15 protein-coding genes are annotated in these 17,283 nt (G+C 63.4%); 11 read left to right on the forward strand and 4 right to left on the reverse strand.

From position 1 onward, the window contains the following. The first annotated feature begins 237 nt into the window (after nt 1-237). The 6 genes from LO50_RS01195 (at nt 238) to LO50_RS01220 (ending at nt 5,513) form a co-directional block, all read left to right on the forward strand. Complete coding sequence (locus LO50_RS01195; RefSeq protein ID WP_044313830.1) at nt 238-1,275, forward strand: AAA family ATPase; 1,038 nt, start codon at nt 238-240, stop codon at nt 1,273-1,275. Nucleotides 1,276-1,345: 70 nt separating this feature from the next. Then, nucleotides 1,346-2,221: a YihY/virulence factor BrkB family protein gene (locus LO50_RS01200; protein WP_014819855.1), complete on the forward strand. Its 876-nt coding sequence runs from the start codon at nt 1,346-1,348 to the stop codon at nt 2,219-2,221. A 154-nt stretch (nt 2,222-2,375) separates the two neighbouring features. Beyond that, a complete protein-coding gene (gene gpgS / locus LO50_RS01205) occupies nt 2,376-3,491 on the forward strand; it encodes an N-acetylglucosaminyl phosphatidylglycerol synthase (protein ID WP_044313831.1) in 1,116 nt (371 codons plus the stop codon). Then, nucleotides 3,484-4,245, forward strand: coding sequence for an N-acetylglucosaminyl phosphatidylglycerol deacetylase (gene gpgD, locus LO50_RS01210; protein WP_044313832.1), 762 nt, complete (start codon nt 3,484-3,486; stop codon nt 4,243-4,245). Before gpgS ends, gpgD begins: the two co-directional genes overlap by 8 nt. Then, the gene (gene gpgF / locus LO50_RS01215; protein WP_044313833.1) at nt 4,242-5,234 is read left to right on the forward strand and encodes a glucosaminyl phosphatidylglycerol flippase; all 993 of its coding nucleotides are present in this window, start codon (nt 4,242-4,244) and stop codon (nt 5,232-5,234) included. The genes gpgD and gpgF overlap by 4 nt, the downstream gene beginning before the upstream one ends. Nucleotides 5,235-5,321: 87 nt before the next feature. After that, a complete protein-coding gene (locus LO50_RS01220) occupies nt 5,322-5,513 on the forward strand; it encodes a CsbD family protein (protein ID WP_003301156.1) in 192 nt (63 codons plus the stop codon). 79 nt (nt 5,514-5,592) lie between these two features. Here LO50_RS01220 and fdxA read toward each other — a convergent pair whose 3' ends face one another. After that, nucleotides 5,593-5,916, reverse strand: coding sequence for a ferredoxin FdxA (gene fdxA, locus LO50_RS01225; RefSeq protein ID WP_003285709.1), 324 nt, complete (start codon nt 5,914-5,916; stop codon nt 5,593-5,595). Nucleotides 5,917-6,037: 121 nt separating this feature from the next. Then, entirely contained in the window at nt 6,038-8,617 is a 2,580-nt protein-coding gene (gene mutS / locus LO50_RS01230) for a DNA mismatch repair protein MutS (RefSeq protein WP_044313834.1), read from the reverse strand. Between the two features lie 470 nt (nt 8,618-9,087). Between mutS and LO50_RS01235 the strand changes: the two genes are divergently transcribed. The 4 genes from LO50_RS01235 (at nt 9,088) to recX (ending at nt 12,395) form a co-directional block, all read left to right on the forward strand. After that, the gene (locus LO50_RS01235; protein WP_044313835.1) at nt 9,088-10,200 is read left to right on the forward strand and encodes an acyltransferase family protein; all 1,113 of its coding nucleotides are present in this window, start codon (nt 9,088-9,090) and stop codon (nt 10,198-10,200) included. A 97-nt stretch (nt 10,201-10,297) separates the two neighbouring features. Next, nucleotides 10,298-10,795: a CinA family protein gene (locus LO50_RS01240; protein ID WP_044313836.1), complete on the forward strand. Its 498-nt coding sequence runs from the start codon at nt 10,298-10,300 to the stop codon at nt 10,793-10,795. 83 nt (nt 10,796-10,878) lie between these two features. Continuing rightward, complete coding sequence (recA, locus tag LO50_RS01245) at nt 10,879-11,922, forward strand: recombinase RecA (protein ID WP_014819877.1); 1,044 nt, start codon at nt 10,879-10,881, stop codon at nt 11,920-11,922. 5 nt (nt 11,923-11,927) lie between these two features. Continuing rightward, nucleotides 11,928-12,395, forward strand: a complete 468-nt coding sequence (gene recX / locus LO50_RS01250) for a recombination regulator RecX (RefSeq protein ID WP_041013536.1) — start codon at nt 11,928-11,930, stop codon at nt 12,393-12,395. Nucleotides 12,396-12,506: 111 nt separating this feature from the next. On the opposite strand, the gene LO50_RS01255 is transcribed toward recX, so the two are convergent. Together LO50_RS01255 and LO50_RS01260 are read right to left on the reverse strand one after the other, a co-directional pair. Continuing rightward, the gene (locus LO50_RS01255) at nt 12,507-13,598 is read right to left on the reverse strand and encodes an LOG family protein (RefSeq protein WP_014819879.1); all 1,092 of its coding nucleotides are present in this window, start codon (nt 13,596-13,598) and stop codon (nt 12,507-12,509) included. Between the two features lie 115 nt (nt 13,599-13,713). Next, nucleotides 13,714-15,123: an MBL fold metallo-hydrolase RNA specificity domain-containing protein gene (locus tag LO50_RS01260; protein WP_044313837.1), complete on the reverse strand. Its 1,410-nt coding sequence runs from the start codon at nt 15,121-15,123 to the stop codon at nt 13,714-13,716. Between the two features lie 132 nt (nt 15,124-15,255). Between LO50_RS01260 and LO50_RS01265 the strand changes: the two genes are divergently transcribed. Further along, nucleotides 15,256-17,283, forward strand: a 2,028-nt coding sequence (locus LO50_RS01265; protein WP_044313838.1) for a phosphoketolase family protein, incomplete at its 3' end; no start/stop codon positions are given.

The following is a 17,283-nucleotide window of genomic DNA, read 5'->3' on the forward strand; positions in this document are numbered from 1 at the left end:
GGGGGGGGGCTTGCCATCGTGGTCATGCGCCCTTCACCCCGGCCCTCTCCTTGGAGCGCGCGAGGGTTGCAGGCCAGTGTTTGCTTTGGGCTATTGCCCGCCCTCGCTGCGATCCAGGTTTTGCCTTTCGGAGAGCAGGTAGTGGCGGATGCGCAGCGTTAATCGCACCCATTCCCCGCGCCCCTTCGCTCCAATGGTTGATGGGCCGCACGTTCAATACTTCGCACCGGGGCGCTCATGCCATTCGTGAATGAACTGATCGAGCACAACCGTACCCAGCTCGCGCAAGCCAGCGACCGGGAGGACCACGCGCCGAAGCCGGTGTCGCGCTTCCTGTTCGACGTCGAGGCCGTCATGGCGCTGCTGCGCAGTCGTATCGTTGGTCAGGATGCGGTGCTGGGCGAGATCGAGGCGATGCTTCGCGTGGTCAAGGCCGGAATAGGCGATCCCGAACGTCCGCTGACGGTCAATCTCTTCATTGGTCCGACCGGGGTTGGCAAGACCGAGATCGTCCGTCTGCTGGCCCAGGCCATTCATGGCAAGCCGGACGCCTTCTGCCGCATCGACATGAATACCCTGGCCCAGGAGCACTACGCCGCCGCGCTCACTGGAGCCCCGCCCGGCTATGTGGGCAGCAAGGAAGGCACGACCCTGTTCGACGCCGAGGCCATCGCCGGAAGCTTCAGCCGGCCCGGTATCGTGCTGTTCGACGAGCTGGAGAAGGCCAGTTGGGAAGTCGTGCGCAGCTTGCTTAATGTGCTGGATAGCGGACGACTGACCTTGGCTGCCGGCAACCGGACCCTGGATTTCCGCAACGCGCTGGTGTTCATGACCAGCAACATCGGCGCACGGCAGGCTGCGCGGTGGGAGCGCTGGCCGATACCACGCATGGGCCGTGCCGCGTTGCGAAGCCGCAGCTTCGGGCAGGCGCTGCATCGGCATTTCGATCCGGAGTTCCTCAATCGAATCGACCGCACGCTGCAGTTCGATAGCATCCAGGGCGACCGGCTGAAGGCAGTGCTCGATGTCGAACTGGGCAAGCTGGCACAGCGGCTGGCCCGACAGGGCGTACGGTTGCAGGTCGATGAGGCCGTCAAACGCGCCATCTGCCGCGCGCACGACTCGCGCTTCGGTGCGCGCGACCTCAGCCGGCGGCTGCGCACGCGCCTGGAGCCAGAGTTGGCGGAAGCCCTGTTGCGCGATCCCGCCGAGCGGGTATGGCGAGCGGTGCTGCACGAAGGTGCGATCCGTGTGGAGCCTCTCGCGAGCGACTAGCAGCGAACTCTCCAGCAGAGCGGTCGTCCCATTTTCTAGACCGCACATTTCACTGATTGGGGAAACATCGATGGCCATGCTGGACACCCGCGGTATCGGGGCCGTGACCTTGCTCAAGCGTACGTTCAAGGAATTCGGCAACGACGACATGTCGACCTATGCCTCGGCGCTGGCATACCGCGGCCTGTTCTCGATGTTTCCGTTCCTGCTGTTTCTCATCGCCTTGCTCGGCTTTCTCGATCTACAGAACTTCTTCGACTGGTTGCGCATGCAGGCCGAGCTGGCCCTGCCGCCGATGGCGATGGAGCAAATCAATCCGGTCATTGACCAGTTGCAGGAACAGAAGGCGGGGCTGCTGTCGTTCGGTATCGTCGTGGCGCTGTGGACAGCCTCGGTCGGTTTTCGCTCGCTGATGAATGCGATGAACCGCGCCTACGACGTGGAGGAGGGGCGACCGAGCTGGAAGCTGATCCTGCTTTCGTTGGCCTATACCGTGGGCATCGCCGTGCTGCTGCTGTTGTCGGCCGGGCTGATGATCGTCGGGCCGCAGGTGATGGAGTGGCTGGCTTCGCAGGTCGGCCTGAAGGACGTCGTCGTGCTGCTCTGGACCTGGCTGCGCTGGCCGGTGATCGTACTGATGCTGATGCTGGTGGTGGCGCTGCTGTACTACGTGGCGCCGGATGTGAAGCAGGAGTTTCGCTTCATCACGCCGGGCTCGGTGCTAGCCGTACTGGTGTGGATTCTGGCCTCGATCGCGTTCGGCATCTATGTGCAGAACTTCGCCGACTACAACGCGACCTACGGCAGCATCGGCGCCATCATCGTCTTGCTGCTTTATCTGTACATCTCCTCGGCGGTGCTGCTGTTCGGTGCCGAACTCAATGCGGTGATCGAACACGCTTCGGTCGAAGGCAAGGACCCGGGCGAGAAGGTGCCGGACGCCTGAGACGCCGTCTGGCGCTCCGCTGCGAACAACCCTTCTACGTAACGGTCATCTATTTCATTACAGAATTATTCCGCAGGGATTGCGGAGCATGCCGCTGACGCGCGACGTGCCCGGCGAGGCCGGAGTTCTGCTATGGGACCGACGGAGAAGTACCTTGCATATCGCGGATATGACCATGTTCTACGCGCCTGCCAGTGGTGGCGTGCGCACCTACCTCGAGGCGAAGCATCGCAGGCTGCAGCTTTACTCCGGCGTGCGGCACAGCATTCTGGTGCCGGGTGGTGACTACAGTCACAACGACGGCCTCTATGAGGTGCCGGCGCCGATCCTGCCTTTCGGCAAGGGCTACCGCTTTCCCATCCGCCGCGCGCCCTGGCGCAATCTGCTGCGTTCGCTGCGTCCCGATCTGATCGAGGTGGGCGATCCCTACATGACCGCATGGGCGGCACTGGACGCCGGGCGCCGGCTGAATGTTCCGGTGATCGGGTTCTACCATTCCGACCTGCCGCTGCTGGTCAGCAACCGTATCGGCAGTTGGTTGGGCACTAACCTCAACGGCTACGTTTCAAAGCTGTACGGCAGTTTCGACCGGGTATTGGCACCCAGCGAAGTGATGGCCGACAAGCTCATCCACCTCGGCGTGAAGAACGTCTTCGTGCAGCCCCTGGGGGTTGATCTGGACACCTTCTGCCCCGAGCGGCGCGACCCCGATCTGCGCCGCGAGCTGGGCCTGGCCGACGACATCCGGCTGATGATCTTTGCCGGGCGCGGTTCGCGGGAGAAGAACCTGCACATCCTGCTGGAAACCGCGCGCCAGCTCGGCAAGCCGTACCACCTGTTGCTGGTGGGTTCGAGCATGCCGCAGCGGGTGCCGGACAACGTCACGGTGATCGACCGCTTCTGTTGTGCCAGCGAGGTGGCGCGCTACATGGCCAGTAGCGATGTGCTGCTGCATGCCGGCAATCAGGAGACCTTCGGCCTGGTGGCGCTCGAAGCCATGGCCAGCGGTATTCCGGTGATCGCCGCGCGTGCCGGTGCGTTGCCGGAGCTGGTGCCGTTCTACACCGGGCGCCTGTGTCGGCCGCTCGACCCGAGGGCCATGGCGCATACCGTACGCGAGCTGTTCGAAGACGATCCGCGACTGCTCGGACAGCAGGCGCGCCAGCATGTCGAGGCGCACCATGCCTGGGATGCCGTGGTGGCGGGATTGCTCGCCCATTATCACGCGGTGCTCGGCACAGCGGACCTGCCGGTAGCCGTACATGGATGAGGCTGCTCTGACGCTGGTGCTGCACGACGTGGCCGCGGAAACCTGGCCGGACTACCGGCCCTTCGTCGAGGCGGTGGACGCCATCGGCGGTGTACCGATCACCTGGCTGGTGGTCCCGGACTTTCATCAGCGCAATCCGCTGGAGCAGCAGCCGAAGTTTTGCCGGCTACTGGACCAGCGTGTGCAACGTGGTGACGAACTGGTGCTACACGGCTGCTATCACGCCGATCTCGAGCCCGCGCCGAAGACGCCGCGGGACTGGTTCATGCGCCGGGTGTACACCCATGAAGGCGAGTTCTATGGCCTTGACGAACGGGCTGCCGGTGAACGGCTGGCGCATGGCCTGGAGCTGTTCCGGCGCCAGCGATGGCCGCTGCATGGCTTCGTCGCACCAGCCTGGCTGATGAGCGAGGGCACGCGGCGTGTACTGGCCGACAGCGGGCTGACCTATACCAGTGATCCAAGCCATCTTTACCTGTTGCCGGATTTCACTCCAATCGTCGCTCCTGGCTTGGTCTGGAGCGCTCGCAGCGCCTGGCGCCGTGGTGTGTCCTGGCTGGTCAGCGAACGCCAGTTGCGTCAGAGCCGTCAGGCGCCATTGCTGCGATTGGGCCTGCATCCGGTGGATATGCGCCACGAGTTCTCCCGGGGCTATTGGCTCGATGTGCTCGAGCGTCTGCTGCGGGACGGCAGGACCCCACTGACCAAGATCGACTGGCTGCGCCGATACCGCCAGACGAGCGCCGTGGCATGAACCGGCGCTGGTGGTTGTTGGGCGGTGCTTTGCTCGCGGCGGCCATGGTGCCGCTTTTGCTTGGTGGCACCGGCCTGTTCGAACGGCTGCGCCATTTTCCGGGCAGCTTGTTGGCCTCCATGCTTGTCATGGTGCTGGTCGGCTGGAATCTGAATGCGCTGCGCCTGCGCCTGCTGCTCGGTCGGCGAAAGCTGGGCCAGCGCCGCGCATTCGGCATCGTGGTGGCCACCGAATTCGCCATTTGTGCGACGCCCGGGGGAGCCGGCGGGCCGCTGACCCTGATGGCGCTGCTCATGCGCCAGGGCGTGGCGCCGGCCAAGGGCACGGCGACCTATGCCGTCGAGCAGCTGAGTGATCTGCTGTTCTTCGCCTGCGCCCTGGTCGGTGTGCTGTTCTATGCCCTGACCCACAAGCTCAACGCGCATATCGCCAGCCTGCTGGGCTTCAGCGTCGCGTTACTGATCGGTGTGATGGTGCTGCTGGCGCTGCTCGGCCGCTTCCACCGGCAGGTATTTCTGCTCAATGGCTGGCTGGTTGGCCGGTTTGGCATGAAACCGTCACGCAAGCGCCGTTGGGCACGCAAGGTGCTGGGCTTCCGAAATGCGCTGGTCGACTGTTTTCGCCTGCCGCGTCGTCTTCTGCTTGCGGTGTTCGGGCTGACCACGCTGCACTGGCTGCTGCGCTTCAGCGTGCTCTATCTGACGCTGCGCGGCCTGGGCAGCGAGTTGGCCTGGGCCTGGACCTTTCTCGTCCAGCTACTGGCGCTGACCGCCGGCCAACTGAGCCTGCTGCCCGGTGGTGCCGGTAGTGCCGAACTGGCATCGGCAGCGCTGCTGACCCCGATGGTAGGCAAGTCGACGACGGCGGCGGCGATTCTGATCTGGCGCTTCGTGACCTATTACTTCTATCTCATCGTGGGCGCGCCGGTGTTTCTGCATCTGGCGGGGCGGCCATTGCTGCGTCGTCTGCTGCCTTCGCGCCACGCGTGAGCCGCTCTGTTCCCGATGGCCGGGGGAAACTAACGCTTCGCGTGGGCGGTCCACCCTATGTCACCAATGAGAAGCCAGGAGTTCGCCATGGGCAGTACTGAAGACAAGATCAAGGGCAACACCAACGAAGCCGTCGGCAAGATCAAGCAAGGCGTGGGCGAGGCGACCGACAACGAGCGCATGAAAGCCGAAGGCCAGCGCCAGGAAGTGAAGGGCGAGGCCCAGCAGGTCAAGGGTGATGTGAAAGACACCCTGAAAAAAGGCATCGACAAGGCCTGACCGGTCGACGTCTTACGGTAGTAAAAATGAAAATGCCCGCATCGCTGCGGGCATTTTTTTGTCTGGATTCGGCTGGCGATCAGCGCTCCAGATACTGCAGTTTGTCCTTCACGCCATCCCACTCTTCGGCATCGGCCAAGGCGTCTTTCTTCTCGGTGATGTTCGGCCAGACTTCCGCCAGATCCGCGTTGAGCTCGATGAACTCCTGCTGATCTTCCGGTACCTCGTCTTCGGAGAAGATCGCCTGGGCCGGGCACTCGGGCTCGCACAGTGCGCAGTCGATGCACTCGTCCGGGTGGATCACCAGGAAGTTCGGGCCTTCGTAGAAGCAGTCCACCGGGCAGACTTCCACGCAGTCGGTGTATTTGCACTTGATGCAGTTGTCGGTGACGACGAAGGTCATGTCTAGCTATCTCCTCAGGCGTGTCAGGTAGGCGTTACGGTGACGCCCCTGCGAGTAGGCGGCACAGGCAAATGCCGCTTATCAAAAAAATGCGCGCGATTCTAGCAGCTTTCGCGGCGTATCAAATGCGAGTTTTCAAGCTGTATAGCAGGTCCAGCGCCTGGCGCGGCGTCACATCATCGGGATTGATCCGTGCCAATTCCTCGAGCACCGGGTGCGGCAGGCTGGCGAACAGGTCGTTCTGCATGGGCGGCGCGGGTTGGCCGGGCTCTATTTTCGGCATTTCGTGGGGCAGACTGGTGGTTTCCAGGCGCGACAGATGGTCGCGGGCGCGCTGGATCACTTCGCCCGGCACGCCGGCCAGTTGTGCCACCGCCAGGCCGTAGCTCTGACTCGCCGGCCCTGGCAGCACATGGTGCAGGAAGACGATGCGCTCGTTGTGCTCGGTAGCGGAAAGGTGGACGTTGGCCACCACTGGCTCGCTTTCCGGCAGCACCGTCAGCTCGAAGTAGTGGGTGGCGAACAGCGTGAACGCGCGCAGCTTGGCCAGGTGCTCGGCAGCCGCCCAGGCCAGCGAGAGGCCATCGAAGGTACTGGTGCCGCGACCGACTTCGTCCATCAGCACCAGACTGCGATCACTGGCGTTGTGCAGGATATTCGCGGTTTCGCTCATTTCCACCATGAAGGTGGAGCGCCCGCCGGCGAGATCGTCCGATGAGCCGATGCGGGTGAAGATGCGGTCCACCAGCGACAGCTCGCAGGCGGCTGCCGGGACGAAGCTGCCGATCTGTGCCAGCAGCACGATCAGCGCGGTCTGACGCATGTAGGTCGATTTACCGCCCATGTTCGGCCCGGTGATGACCAGCATGCGGGTGGCGTCGTCGAGGCCCAGGTCGTTGGCGACGAAAGGCGTCTCCAATACCTGCTCGACCACCGGGTGGCGACCCTGCTCGATGCGCATGCACGGCTGCTCGACGAAGCGCGGGCGATTCAGATCGAGATTCAGCGCCCGCTCGGCGAGGTTGCTCAACACGTCCAGTTCGGCCAGCGCGCCGGCGCTTTCCTGCAGCGGCGCCAGGTCGCCGATGAGCATTTCCAGCAGCTCGTCGTAGAGCAGCTTCTCGCGGGCGAGGGCGCGGCTCTTGGCCGACAGCGCCTTGTCCTCGAACTCCTTGAGCTCAGGGGTGATGAAGCGTTCGGCGCCCTTGAGCGTCTGCCGGCGGATGTAGTCGGCCGGCGCCGATTCGGCCTGTTTGCTCGGCAGTTCGATGAAGTAGCCGTGCACGCGGTTGTAGCCGACCTTGAGGTTGGCGAGGCCAGTACGGGCCTTCTCGCGGGTTTCCAGGTCCATCAGGTACTGTCCGGCGTTCTCGGAAAGCGACTGCAGCTCATCCAGCTCGGCGTCGTAACCGGTCTTCAGCACGCCGCCGTCGCGGATCACCGCCGGTGGGTTGTCAATGATGGCGCGGGCCAGCAGTTCGGCCAGCTCCGGGTAGGTGCTGATGCTTTTCGCCAGTTCCAGCAGATGCGGTGCCACCAGGCCAAGCATGCCCGCCTGCAGCTGCGGTAGCGCCGCGAGCGCGTCGCGCAGGCGCGCCAGATCGCGCGGGCGGGCGTTGCGCAGGCCGATCCGGGCGAGGATGCGTTCCAGGTCGCCGATGTCTTTGAGCTGCGGCTGCAGCTGCTCGAAGCGGTAATGCTCGAGCAGGCAGGTGATCGAATCCTGGCGCGCTTCGAGAGTCTCGCGGTTGCGCAGCGGGCGGTTCAGCCAGCGGGTCAGCAGGCGCGAGCCCATGGCGGTCTGGCAGCGGTCCATGACCGATTGCAGCGTGTTCTCGCGGCCGCCGGCCAGATTGACGTCCAGCTCCAGGTTGCGCCGGCTGGCGCCGTCGAGGATCACCGTGTCGTCGAGGCGCTCATGACGCAGGCTGCGCAGGTGGGGCAGGGCGGTGCGCTGGGTTTCCTTGGCGTAGGCGAGCAGGCAACCGGCGGCGCCGATGGCCAGCGTCAGGTTCTCGCAGCCGAAGCCCTTGAGGTCTTGGGTGGAGAACTGCTGGCAGAGGCTCTTGAATGCCGAATCGCGATCAAAATCCCAGGGCGCGCGACGGCGCACACCGCGGCGTTTCTCCAGCGGCAGGCCCTGCGGCCAATCGTCGGGGATCAGCAGCTCGGCCGGGCTCAAACGCTCCAGTTCCGCGAGCAGGGTTTCCCAGCCCTTGAGTTCCTGCACGCTGAAGCGGCCGCTGGCGATGTCCAGCACCGACAGGCCGAACAGGCGCTCATCACCGACCACCGCAGCCAGCAGGTTGTCGCGACGCTCGTCGAGCAATGCCTCGTCGCTCACCGTGCCAGGGGTGATGATGCGCACCACCTGGCGCTCCACCGGCCCTTTGCTGGTGGCCGGATCGCCGATCTGCTCGCAGATCACCACCGACTCGCCAAGCTTCACCAGCCGCGCCAGATAACCCTCGGCGGAATGGAACGGAATGCCTGCCATCGGGATCGCCGTGCCCGCCGACTGCCCGCGTGCGGTCAGGGTGATGTCGAGCAGCGCGGCGGCTTTTTTGGCATCGTCGTAGAACAGCTCATAGAAGTCGCCCATGCGGTAGAACATTAGCTGGTCTGGATGCTCGCGCTTGAGTCTCCAATATTGCTGCATCATCGGCGTATGGGCGGAAAGGTCGGCGTTGGGCTTGGTCATCGGCTTGCGTGCGGTTCGTTGAGTGGCGGGTAAGGCTATCGGATGACGGTGCGGTCGGACCGTCCGGAGCCAGGTTGACGCGGGAAAGCCGGCAAGGTTAACACGGGCTGAGCGGCTCGACAGGTGACGACATGGGACAGTTTGAGCGGCGTTCAGGTGTCATTTGTCGGGCCGGGCACAGAAGGCGTTGACAAGCGAACCGGAGCTGTTGGTAACTCTGGTCTGTCGACAGGTTGCCGGTGCGCTTCGGGCCTCGTGTACGCCGGGCCTGCGACTCCCTCGATCACGCAGTCGTGCAGGCCCCTCGGTGCCTGTCGCGGTAGCTTGCCTGATTATCGCTCGTGCTTCGCCGCCCTGTGGATTGCAGTCCCGGCCATCCCGCCTCGGCGAATGCCTGTTCTACCCCCTCGCGTCAGTTCTTCCTGCAGTAATGCTGGCGACCTCCCTTTCTGGTCAAGTGAGCAGCAGACATGTCTCGACTACTCGGACTCGACGCCCTGCGCGGCGTTGCGGCGTTGTGCGTTGCCTATTCCCATCTGATCGCAAAAATGAAGCGTGACGGCCATTTCGATGGGCTGACCAGCGATCTGTTTCTTGTCAGCAAAACGGTACTGGATGTCGGTAAGACCAGCGTGCTGGTGTTGTTCGCCTTGAGTGGCTATTTCGTCGTCGCGGCGTTGTACAAGAGCCGCCACCGCTACGAACGACCTGTCGCAGCCTTCGTCTATCAGCGCTTCTTCAGGCTGTTTCCCCTGTACTGGCTATCGCTGCTTCTCGGCGTGATGTTCCCCTGGGACGATCCGGCTCGGGTGTTCAGTCCGGCTGTCATCGCGATCAATGCGACGATGCTGCAAGGCTTCGTATTTGTCGAAAACGTGATCGGTTTGTACTGGACGCTGCAAATAGAGCTGACCTTCTATGTGCTGTGCATTGTCATCTTCGCGCTGCGTCTGGGCGGCTCGGCCAAGCGCGATCTGCTGTTTCTGCTGGCCCAGTACGCCTTCACCCTGCTGCTCGCGTTCCTACGCTACAAGCTGGAAATGAAGCTGCCGGTGGCTCTGCCGCTGATGCTGAGTGTGTGTTTCCTCGGCGCATTGTGGAAGGCCACGGATAACGGTCGCGCACCCGATACCGGGCATTACGCGCGCATCGCAGTGGGCCTGTTCTACCTGTTTCTGTTGCCGATCTGCGTGCTCGCCTACTCGCGCGATACCGGTCTCGGGGAAACCTGGTATCGCTACTTCGTCAGCTATGCGATGGGTGTTGCGGTCTTCATTGGCGCGACACGCATCAGTGGTAAGGGGCTGCGCTGGATCGCGCCGCTAGGCGGGATCGGCTATATCGTCTTCCTGGCCCATCCTTCGGTATTCGCAATCGCCGAGCGGCTGGGCTTCGGCGCTGGAGCGCTGGCCATTCCCGGCCCGCTCTACATCGCGGTGATGCTGTCGCTGGTGACGCTGTTCGGCTTCTTCGTCAAGCGAACCCTGGCAGATCCCATCCAGCGCTATGGTGATGCAGTGGTAAGCCGTCGCGGACGGAGCATCGGCGAGCGTGTCGTGCTGCCGGTTCGCCAGGATGCCTGATGGGCGACGCGTAACTCGACCATTGGCCATCCGGATGGCTGAACTCGGGAGCCCGCTGGTGTAGGGTATCGGCCACTTTCCTTCGGCTGGAGCCCTGATGAATCTCACCGAACTGGCCGCACAGCTGGGTGATGCGCTGCAACGACTGGGTGCGCAGGTCAGCACCGCGGAATCCTGCACCGGTGGTGGCATTGCCGAGGCCATCACCCGTATCGCCGGCAGCTCGGCCTGGTTTGAGGCCGGCTATATCACCTATTCCAATGCCCAGAAGACGCGCCAGCTCGGCGTACCGGCGGAGCTATTCGAGCAGGTCGGCGCGGTCAGTGCCGAAGTGGTGCAGGCCATGGCGCGGGGCGCGCAGCGCAACAGTGGTGCGCGCTTTGCGGTGGCTGTCAGCGGCATTGCCGGACCCGGCGGCGGCACGGCAGAAAAACCGGTTGGTACGGTCTGGATTGCCTGGGCCGATGACTCGCATGTGCAGGCCCAGCGCTATCTATTTACCGGTGATCGCCAGGCCGTACGTGAGCAGGCGGTGGCGGAGGCGTTGCAAGGGCTGCTTGCGCTGGCGGTCGGAGAAAAACGGTTTCGGGGCTAGGCGAGTAAATTTGCCTATGTTCTAATACTGGCTACTTATACAGTTGTTGTGGCCTCCGGCCCTCTTGATCAAGTGAGGATTTGATGGACGAGAACAAGAAGCGCGCCTTGGCTGCAGCCCTGGGCCAGATCGAAAAGCAGTTCGGCAAGGGCGCAGTGATGCGCATGGGCGATCATGATCGTCAGGCCATTCCGGCCATCTCTACCGGCTCGCTGGGCCTGGACATCGCGCTTGGCATCGGCGGCCTGCCCAAGGGCCGTATCGTCGAAATCTACGGTCCGGAATCCTCCGGTAAGACCACCCTGACCCTGTCGGTGATCGCTGAAGCGCAGAAGATGGGCGCCACCTGTGCCTTCGTCGACGCCGAACACGCGCTGGACCCGGACTATGCCGGCAAGTTGGGCGTGAATGTCGACGACCTGCTGGTTTCGCAGCCGGACACCGGCGAGCAGGCGCTGGAAATCACCGACATGCTGGTGCGCTCCAACGCGGTAGATGTGATCATCGTCGACTCCGTGGCGGCGCTGGTGCCCAAGGCCGAAATCGAAGGCGAGATGGGCGATACGCACGTCGGCCTGCAGGCCCGTCTGATGTCCCAGGCGCTGCGCAAGATCACCGGCAACATCAAGAACGCCAATTGCCTGGTCATCTTCATCAACCAGATCCGCATGAAGATCGGCGTGATGTTCGGCAGCCCGGAAACCACCACCGGTGGTAACGCGCTGAAGTTCTACGCCTCGGTTCGTCTGGACATTCGCCGTACCGGCGCGGTCAAGGAAGGCGACGAAGTGGTCGGCAGCGAAACCCGCGTCAAGGTAGTGAAGAACAAGGTGGCGCCGCCCTTCCGTCAGGCTGAGTTCCAGATCCTCTATGGCAAGGGCATCTATCGCAATGGCGAGGTCATCGATCTCGGCGTGCAGCAGGGCCTGGTGGAGAAGTCCGGCGCCTGGTACGCCTACAAGGGCAACAAGATCGGCCAGGGCAAGGCCAACGCCGCCAAGTATCTGGAAGACAATCCGGAGATCGGTCAGGAGATCGAGCAACAGATCCGCGACAAGTTGCTGGTGGTTGCGCCAAACACCAAGGCCAACCCGGTTACCGAAGATCTGGCTGACGCCGATCTCTGATCCCCATGGCTGCCGTGCTCGATAACCCCGTCGCGGTACGGCGGACGGCCATGGATCTGCTGGCTCGACGCGAACATGGTCGCGTCGAGCTGGCTCGCAAGCTGCGCCAGCGTGGCGCCCCGCCTGAGTTAATCGAGCAGGCCCTGGATCGTCTATGCGAGCAGGGGCTGCTTTCCGAATCCCGATATCTCGAAAGCTTTGTCAGAAGCCGGGCCAACGCCGGCTATGGGCCGTTGCGTATCCGCGAGGAATTGGCCCAGCGCGGGCTGGCCAGAGCGGATATCGAGCAGGCATTGCGTGACAGTGGTTTTGACTGGGGTGAGCAGCTGCGCGAACTCTGGCAGCGCAAGTTCGCTGGACGGTTGCCTGCCGATGCCAAAGAGCGGGCGAAGCAGGGGCGCTTTCTCAGCTATCGCGGTTATCCGCTGGAGTTGATCAGTCGAGTGTTGCGCGGCGACAGCTCGGCGGATTGATGCGGTAACGGGGCTCTATGCCAGGTTGTGCGCGCCGGAGACCAGTCGGTGCTGAAGCCGACCAGCCTTACGAGCGCTCGCAATATCCAGAGTCCAGGCCATCAAAGGCCATCAGTCCTCGCTCGCCAGCGGCCGCGCCCAGTTGGCCGGTTCGTTGACGTAGTCCGTCAGCTCCCTCAATCGACCGTGGTTGCGGCCGTTGAAGACGAAGCTCAAGCGCGGCAGGCGCTGTAGTTCGGGCTCGTCCAGTTCCGATTCACAGCAGTTCTGCTGTTCGAATACGCCTTTCAGACACAGATCGGTGAACTCCGCGTTCAGGTATTCCATCGCCTGGTCGTTCAGTGCGTGGTTCAGGCGCAGAACGAAACGATCCTTCAGCCAGCGGCTCGAGTGGAAGTTGCGATAGAAGTTGGCGATTTCCCTGGCTGCTTCCTCGGCATCGTCCACCAGGCGCATCAATCGCATGTCGCTGGGCAGGATGTAGCGATTCTCCTCCAGCTGTCCGCGCATGAACTGCAGTGCATCCTTCCAGTAGGTGCCGCCGGGTTCGTCGAGCAGCACGATCGGCACCAGCGGGCTCTTGCCGGTCTGGATCAGCGTCAGCACTTCCAGTGCTTCGTCCAGCGTGCCGAACCCGCCGGGGCAGAGCACCAGCGCATCGGCTTCCTTGATGAAGAACAGTTTGCGCACGAAGAAGAAATGGAACGACAACAGGTTCTCGGTGCCACCCACCGTCGGGTTGGGGTGTTGCTCGAAAGGCAGCGTGATGTTCAGCCCGAGGCTGCTGTCGCGCCCGGCGCCCTCGTGAGCGGCGGCCATGATGCCGCCACCGGCGCCGGTGATGACCATGAAGTTGTAATGCGCAAGGATGGAGCCCAACTGACGGGCCAGCGCATACAGGGGATGTTCGACCGGCGTACGGGCTGAGCCGAATACCGTGACCTTGCGGCGCCGCTTGAACTGGTCGAGCCGGCTGAATGCGTGCTCCATTTCGCGCATCGTCTGCAGCAGGATCTTGGCATCCCAGCGGCTGCGGTCGGCCTGAGCCATGCGCATGACGGTCACCAGCATCTCCCGGTATAGGGACAGGTTCGCACTGTTCTCCGGAACGACCAAGGCGGCCAGCTCATCGATCTTGCTTTCCAGCTCGGCGCCGCTGGTCTTGAAATGCCGCGACAGATAGTCATCCGAATCAAAGGACATACAACATCTCCATGTATGAGCGTCGCGTTCAGGCTATAGGGTGCGATCAGCCGGCTCAAGCCGGTTGCGTGGCGCGCAGTCGGCCGAAGCCGCAAGCGGCTTCGGCGGGCTGCGTTCAGATGGCGATTCGGTCGCCAGGTTCAGGAATGCGTGCTTCCCAGTCGAGACGTTCACGGATGGTCTGCTGCAGCGCCTGCATCTTCTCCAGCTCGCCGTGCACCAGGTAGAGCTCCGGACGGCTTTCGAAGTTGCTGACCCAGTCGATGAGCTGAGACTGGCCGGCGTGAGCGGAGAACCCTCCGAGGGTATGCACCTTGGCATTCACGGCGATGCGCTGGTGCAGCAACTTGACGCTTTTCGCTCCGTCGACTATGGCACGGCCGAGGGTACCGCGTGCCTGGAAACCAGGGATCACCAGATGGCACTCCTCGCGCCAGAGGTTGTGCTTGAAGTGGTGCAGGATGCGCCCGCCGGTGCACATGCCGCTGCCAGCGATAATGATCACGCCGCTCTTGAAGCGGTTGATCGCCATCGATTCTTCCGGTGTCGGCGTGGATCGGAGGATCGGCAACCAGCGCTCGGCGTAAAGCTTGCCGCTGGCTCCGCTCAGGGCATTGTCGACGCCGTCGAGATCCAGTTGATCCTTGTAGTGCGAGTAGATGGCGTTGGCGCCGATGGCCATCGGGCTGTCCAGGAATACCGCTTGCTGCGGCAGGCGGCCTTCCCGGTAGAAGCGCCCGAGGTAGTAGATCAGGTCCTGCGTACGTCCGACGGCGAAGGAGGGCATCAGCACGTTGCCGCCATCGCGATGGGCCTGTTGCAGGATGCCGGCCAGCTCCTCGATCGTGTCTTCGTGGCTGCGGTGGTCGCGGTCGCCATAGGTGGACTCCATGAGCACCACGTCAGCTTCCTTGAGCACGGTCGGCGCATGCATCAGCGGCGAGCAGTCGTTGCCCAGGTCGCCCGAGAAGACCACGCGCCGTGTTCTGCCATGGTCGTGCACATCCAGTTGCACGATCGAGGAGCCGAGGATGTGACCGGCATCGTGGAAGGTCACCGCGACACCTGGCGCGACATCGAACGTCTCGCCATAGGCGTGGGGAGTGCGCTGGCTCAACATGCGCTCGGCGTCGACGCGGGTGTAGAGCGGCTGGATCATCGGTTTGCCGATCCGTGCGCGCCACTTGTTTTCCCACTCGGCATCCTTTTCCTGAATCTGCGCCGAATCCAGCAGCATCAGTTCGAGCAGCTCCGCGGTGGCATCGGTGCAGTGCACCTCGCCGCGGTAGCCGAGGGCGACCAGGCGCGGGAGCAGGCCGCTGTGGTCGATATGCGCGTGGGACAGCACCACCGCATCGATCGTCTTGGGGTCGAAGGCGAAGGTGCTGCGGTCGCCGCCGGCTTCTTCCCGACGGCCCTGATGCATGCCGCATTCGAGCAGAACCCTTGCACCGTCATGGGTCTCAATGAGATAGCAGGAGCCGGTGACCTGCTGAATGGCGCCTAGAAAACTGAGCAAAGCCATGTTGCCTTCCTGTCTGTACGATGATGTCCACATTGCCCGCTCGGTTGCCATGACCACTTGATACATATCAGAGATAACGAATCGAGCGCTGCCTAGACTACAGCACAACCCGCTTACCAACGGAGTGAACCCATGAGTCAGCTACTGCCCAGCCTTGTCGAGCTGGATCAACACGCGCAAGCCGAACCGGAGTTCGCCACCTGGCGTGTAGGTTTCGGGCCGTTCGAGCACGCGCTGGAGACCCAGGCGGCGGTGTTCCGGTTGGCCCATCAGCTGGTACAGGCAGGTCATCAGCCGGATCTGGCCAGTGTTTACCGGCTGCTGCAGGCGGTCGACCGGGTCGCCAGCGCCGGACTCTGGCTGGTGGTGCACATGACCTACGCGCGCCAGGTGCATCTGGACGGTTCGCCGTTGGCTGCCGAGGATTTCAAGCATAACCCCGAGGGGCATACCGGCGGCGCGCTGAACATGGTGCCGGCCTATGCCGGTTACCTCGCCCTGAATGCACTGACTGGCCGCACCCGCGCCTGGCTGATGGGGCAGGGCCACTGTGTGGCGGCCGTCGATGCGCTCAATCTGCTGACGGGCAACCTGCATCCGGAGCAGGCGCAAGCCTATGCGGGCGGCGAGGCGGGCATGAATCGCCTGCTGCAGGATTTCTACGGTTACGGCCAGGCCGCCGACGGCAGTCCGCTCGCGCCGCTGGGCAGCCATGTCAATCCGCACACCGCCGGCGGCATTGCCGAGGGCGGTTATCTCGGTTTCGCCGAGTTGCAATACGCACACATGCCGCTGCCGGGCGAGACGCTGGTGGCCTTCCTCTCAGATGGCGCGGCGGAAGAACAGCGCGGCAGTGACTGGATTCCTCGCTGGTGGCGTGCCGAAGATTGCGGCGTCGCGCTGCCGGTGATGATTGCCAACGGGCGGCGAATCGAGCAGCGTACCGCGCTTGGCACCGAGCAGGGGCTCGAGGATTTCCGTCAGCACTTGAGTCAGTGCGGCTTCGACCCGATGCCGTTCGATGGGCGTGACCCTGCTGCTTTCGTCACAACCCTGTGGGAGATGGAGCTGCGCCTGGAGCGACGCGTGGAAGAGAAGGCGCGCGGCATTCTCAACTATCCGCTGCCGATGCCCTACGGCATCGCCGAGACGGTGAAAGGCTTCGGCTTCTATGGTGCCGGCAGCAACGCAGCGCACAACCTGCCATTGCCGGGTAATCCGAGCCGCGATGAGCAGTCACGCGACCTGTTCAACGAGCACGCGGCGCGTCTGTTCGTACCGCAACAGGAGCTGGCTGCTTCACTGGAGCTGTTCGCGCGCAGTCGCCAGGGTCGAACGCTGGAGCGCGACAACCCGCTCGCCTCGCGACGCCCGCCTGCGCCGACCATGCCGAAGTTGAACTACCGCGACGACGCCTGTTCACCCATGGCAGCGGTCGATCGTTTCTTCGTCGAGCTGACGGCCGCCAACCCCGCGTTGCGGCCGCGGGTGGGTAATCCGGACGAGCTGGCCAGCAACCGTTTGGGCGGCGTGCTGAAGGCGCTCAAGCATCGCGTCATCGAGCCGGAAAGCGAGCTAGAGGCCGTGGACGGCGCCATCATCACCGCTCTCAACGAGGAGGCGGTGGTATCCGCCTGCCTTGCCAACCAGGGCGGCCTGAACCTGGTGGCCAGCTACGAAGCCTTCTGCGTGAAGATGCTGGGCGTGGTGCGGCAGAGCATTATTTTTTCCCGGCAGCAAAAGGAGATTGGCAGGCCTGCAGGCTGGCTCGGCTGGCCCTTGATCGCGACGTCGCACACCTGGGAAAACGGCAAGAACCAGCAGTCCCACCAGGACACGACCTTCTGCGAGGCGCTACTCGGAGAGATGAACGATATGGTCCGGGTGTTGTTTCCGGCCGATCACAACAGCGCCCTGGCGCTGCTGCCATCGATCTACCAGGCGCGCGGCGAGCTGGCCTGTGTGGTCATGCCCAAACGCGACCGGCCGTGCTACTTCGATCAGGCCCAGGCCGAACAGTTGGCGCGCGACGGCGCCATCGTGGTCGAGGAGCAGCCGGGCAACGAGGCATTATTGTTGATTGCCAACGGCAGCTATCAGCTGGGCGAGATGCTCCGTGCGGCCAAGCGGCTCAAGGAGGCCGACTGCGCCTATCGGCTG

Origin of the sequence: Stutzerimonas stutzeri, from assembly GCF_000935215.1 — a bacterium.
Classification (GTDB): domain Bacteria; phylum Pseudomonadota; class Gammaproteobacteria; order Pseudomonadales; family Pseudomonadaceae; genus Stutzerimonas.